4 protein-coding genes are annotated in these 3,361 nt (G+C 37.7%); 3 read left to right on the forward strand and 1 reads right to left on the reverse strand.

Annotation, left to right across the window (positions count from 1 at the left end; translation table 11 throughout):
• Nucleotides 1-705, reverse strand: a 705-nt coding sequence (locus tag AC3DU7_RS29150; protein WP_488042747.1) for a PstS family phosphate ABC transporter substrate-binding protein, incomplete at its 3' end; no start/stop codon positions are given.
• A 167-nt stretch (nucleotides 706-872) separates the two neighbouring features.
• Between AC3DU7_RS29150 and AC3DU7_RS29155 the strand changes: the two genes are divergently transcribed.
• From AC3DU7_RS29155 to lpxA, 3 genes are all read left to right on the forward strand, one after another.
• Entirely contained in the window at nucleotides 873-1,850 is a 978-nt protein-coding gene (locus AC3DU7_RS29155; RefSeq protein ID WP_488042748.1) for a UDP-3-O-acyl-N-acetylglucosamine deacetylase, read from the forward strand.
• Nucleotides 1,851-1,999: 149 nt separating this feature from the next.
• Nucleotides 2,000-2,524, forward strand: a complete 525-nt coding sequence (gene fabZ / locus AC3DU7_RS29160) for a 3-hydroxyacyl-ACP dehydratase FabZ (RefSeq protein WP_488042749.1) — start codon at nucleotides 2,000-2,002, stop codon at nucleotides 2,522-2,524.
• A 3-nt stretch (nucleotides 2,525-2,527) separates the two neighbouring features.
• Entirely contained in the window at nucleotides 2,528-3,358 is an 831-nt protein-coding gene (gene lpxA, locus AC3DU7_RS29165) for an acyl-ACP--UDP-N-acetylglucosamine O-acyltransferase (RefSeq protein ID WP_488042750.1), read from the forward strand.
• Nucleotides 3,359-3,361: the final 3 nt, after the last annotated feature.

Here is a 3,361-nt window from a genome sequence, read left to right on the forward strand (position 1 = left end):
GTTCGCTTCATAATAAGAATAGCCAAAATAAGCAATAGCATTAGGGTCATTTGCAACGCCCTGAACTAAAACATTATCATCCTCACTAGGTGTATAGTCAGAACGGCTAGCTCCAGACTTACCAACTATTTCATTCGTAAAATAGTCAAATGTACCTGAGTCTGCACCTGGTCCATACATTCTCAGTTCTACATCAGGCCAATTAGAGTTTACCTGATTCCATCTTATAACTTTACCTTGGGCCTCAGGTGCCCACATCTTTCTTAGTTCCTCCATAGTCATAGTATCAACAAAGTTTTCCCTATGAACAGCTACAGTAATAGCATCATAAGCAATAGGTAGTTCTATAAATTCAATTCCTACAGCTTTACATTTTTCTATTTCAGATGGTTGAATAATTCTGGAAGCATTAGAAATATCTGTTCTAATAGAATCTTCTTGAGCACAAAATTTTTTAAAGCCTCCTCCTGTTCCAGAAATTCCAACTGTTACCCGAATAGCACCTCTTTTTTCTTTTTGAAATTCTTCTGCTACTGCTTCAGTAATAGGGTAAACTGTGCTAGAACCATCAATTTTAACTATAGATGGGCTTTGAGACCTAACGATAGAAATAGTTACAGCTAATGTTGTACTTACTAGAGCAAAGACACTAGCTAATTTCCACTTATTCAGTTTCAATTTCTTTACTGAATTGGTAGTTACCATACTATTGTTTTCCTAGAGTTTTTATCAAATATCTAGACAGTTTAACATTTATATAATAAAAAAATAATAATTGTTATTTAGGATTTTAGTATAAATCTTTGAGAATAAGTAAAAATTAAGCAAAGTTTAAATATAGGTTAATAACTAACAATAATTATGACAAAAATATGGATAATCAATATACTTTGGCGGCAGAATTTTTACAGTGGGGAATAGGTCTACATAGCGGTATTAAATCTCATATAAAAGTTATACCTGCTCCTAAAAATTCAGGTAGGTATTTTGTGAGAGTTGACTTACCTGAGAATCCTAGTATTCCAGCTCTAATAAACTTTGTAGCCTCTACTACTCTCTCTACTGAATTTGGTGTTGAAAATATCCGTATTCGCACCGTAGAACATTTATTGGCTGCCTTGGCCGGAATGGGAATAGATAATGCTCGAATTGAAATTGATGGCCCAGAAGTTCCTCTGTTGGATGGCTCGTCTAAAGTCTGGGTAGAGGCGATCGCTTCTGTGGGGTTAGTTGCTCAACCAGAGGAAGAAAATAGGGCAGATCGACAAAACAATATTAACGATCAAATAACTACACACATTAACAATACTTACACTCCACAGGCAATAAACCACATCCTCAACCCAAAATTAAAGACCAAAAATTCGATCGATCGACCAATCTGGATAAATCAAGGTGATGCTTTTGTGGCTGCTTTACCTAGTCCAGAAACTCGGTTTACTTACGGAATAGATTTTAATCTACCAGCTATTGGTAATCAGTGGCATAGTTGGTGTCCAGAAACAGAAAGTTTTGCTGACTGTATTGCCCCAGCTCGTACATTTGTCTTAGCACATCAAATTGACCAATTACGAGAAGCTGGTTTAATTAAAGGTGGTACTCTAGATAACGCTCTAGTTTGTAATGAGTCCGGATGGTTAAATCCACCCTTAAGATTTGAAAATGAACCTGTACGTCATAAACTCTTGGACTTAGTAGGAGATTTGAGCTTATTAGGTAATTTTCCTCAAGCTCATTATCTGGCTTACAAAGCTAGCCATAAGTTACATATACAATTAGCTCAAAAAATTTCTGAGTTATCTGTAGACATTGACTACTCCCCGGACTCAAGTCATGGGGATTCTAAGTAGATACTACGCAACAGCGATTTATCCGTGTTGCTCCGTCTGTTCTTAGCTGAAATACACTCTCTGGGGAAAAGTCAAAGTGCCCCTATACATTGGAGCAGAGAGAAGTCAATAATGGTAAAATCGAGACTGCCAATCAAGAACTGTAAATAATGTCAACCTCTGAAAAAACTACAACAGATTCAACACAAACCATAGAAAATGCTTCAACTCAGCTAAATCAAGATACTCAGACTACTGAGGCAAATATTTTGACTATTGAAGAGATTCACAAAATATTACCCCATCGATACCCTTTTGCTTTAGTAGACCGCATCATAGAATATATACCGGGAGAAAAAGCAGTTGGTATTAAAAATGTAACTTTTAATGAACCCCATTTTCAAGGACATTTTCCTGGACGACCAATTATGCCAGGGGTATTAATCATAGAAGCAATGGCTCAAGTTGCAGGCATAGTCTTTGCTCAAATGCCAGAGCTTCAGAAAGGATTGTTTGTATTTGCAGGTATGGACAAAGTGAAGTTTCGTCGCCCAGTAGTGCCAGGAGACCAGCTAATATTAAAGACAGAATTATTATCTGTTAAAGGTGGCAGGTTTGGCAAAGTGCAAGGTCTTGCAGAAGTAGATGGTCAAAAAGCCGCAGAAGGAAATTTGATGTTTTCAATAATGGATTGAAGTATGCCTACTCTGATTCACCCAACAGCTGTTATTGCTGAAAGTGCCGAATTACATCCCACTGTACAAGTGGGTCCTTATGCTGTAATAGAGGAACAGGTTAAGGTAGGTGCAGGAACTACTATTGGCCCTCATGTTGTGATTGAAGGGCCAACAGAAATTGGCTCTGGTAATCGAATTTTTCCTGGAGCAGCTATTGGTATAGAACCACAAGATTTAAAATATGCGGGCGCTCCCAGTATGGTAAAAATTGGCGACAATAACCAAATTAGGGAATTCGTTACTATTAACCGTGCTACTTATGCTGATGAAAGTACTGTAATTGGTAATGGCAATTTACTAATGGCTTATGTTCATGTGGCGCACAATTGTATTATTGAAGATTCTGTGGTCATAGCTAATGCTGTATCTTTAGCAGGTCATGTCAAAATTGAGTCTAAAGCTGTAATTGGTGGGGTATTGGGTATTCATCAGTTTGTTCATATTGGTCAAATGGCTATGGTGGGTGGTATGAGTCGTGTCGTTAGAGATGTACCACCATTTATGTTGGTCGAAGGGCATCCTTGTTTGGTGCGATCGCTCAATTTATTAGGATTAAAGCGTGCTGGTTTGACCAGTGCGGATTTGGCAATATTGAAAAATGCTTTTCGGATTCTCTATCGTTCGGGTAAACTTTTCAGTGAAGCTTTAGAGGAATTAGAGTTACTTTCAGAGAATAGGTATATTCAAGAGTTACATCAGTTCTTAAGTTTGTCTCTTGGGTCTAAACGTCGTGGACCGATGCCGGGAAAAATGTCGAAGGGAGTGAAGTTAGAGGAAGTTGATAATTCATAGAGT

Source organism: Okeania sp., from assembly GCF_983059655.1.

Excerpts from the sequence above, each read along its gene's own strand:
- AC3DU7_RS29155 (WP_488042748.1), top strand. The coding sequence starts at position 873 with ATGGATAATCAATATACTTTGGCGGCAGAATTTTTACAGTGGGGAATA.
- fabZ (WP_488042749.1), top strand. The coding sequence starts at position 2,000 with ATGTCAACCTCTGAAAAAACTACAACAGATTCAACACAAACCATAGAA.
- lpxA (WP_488042750.1), top strand. The coding sequence starts at position 2,528 with ATGCCTACTCTGATTCACCCAACAGCTGTTATTGCTGAAAGTGCCGAA.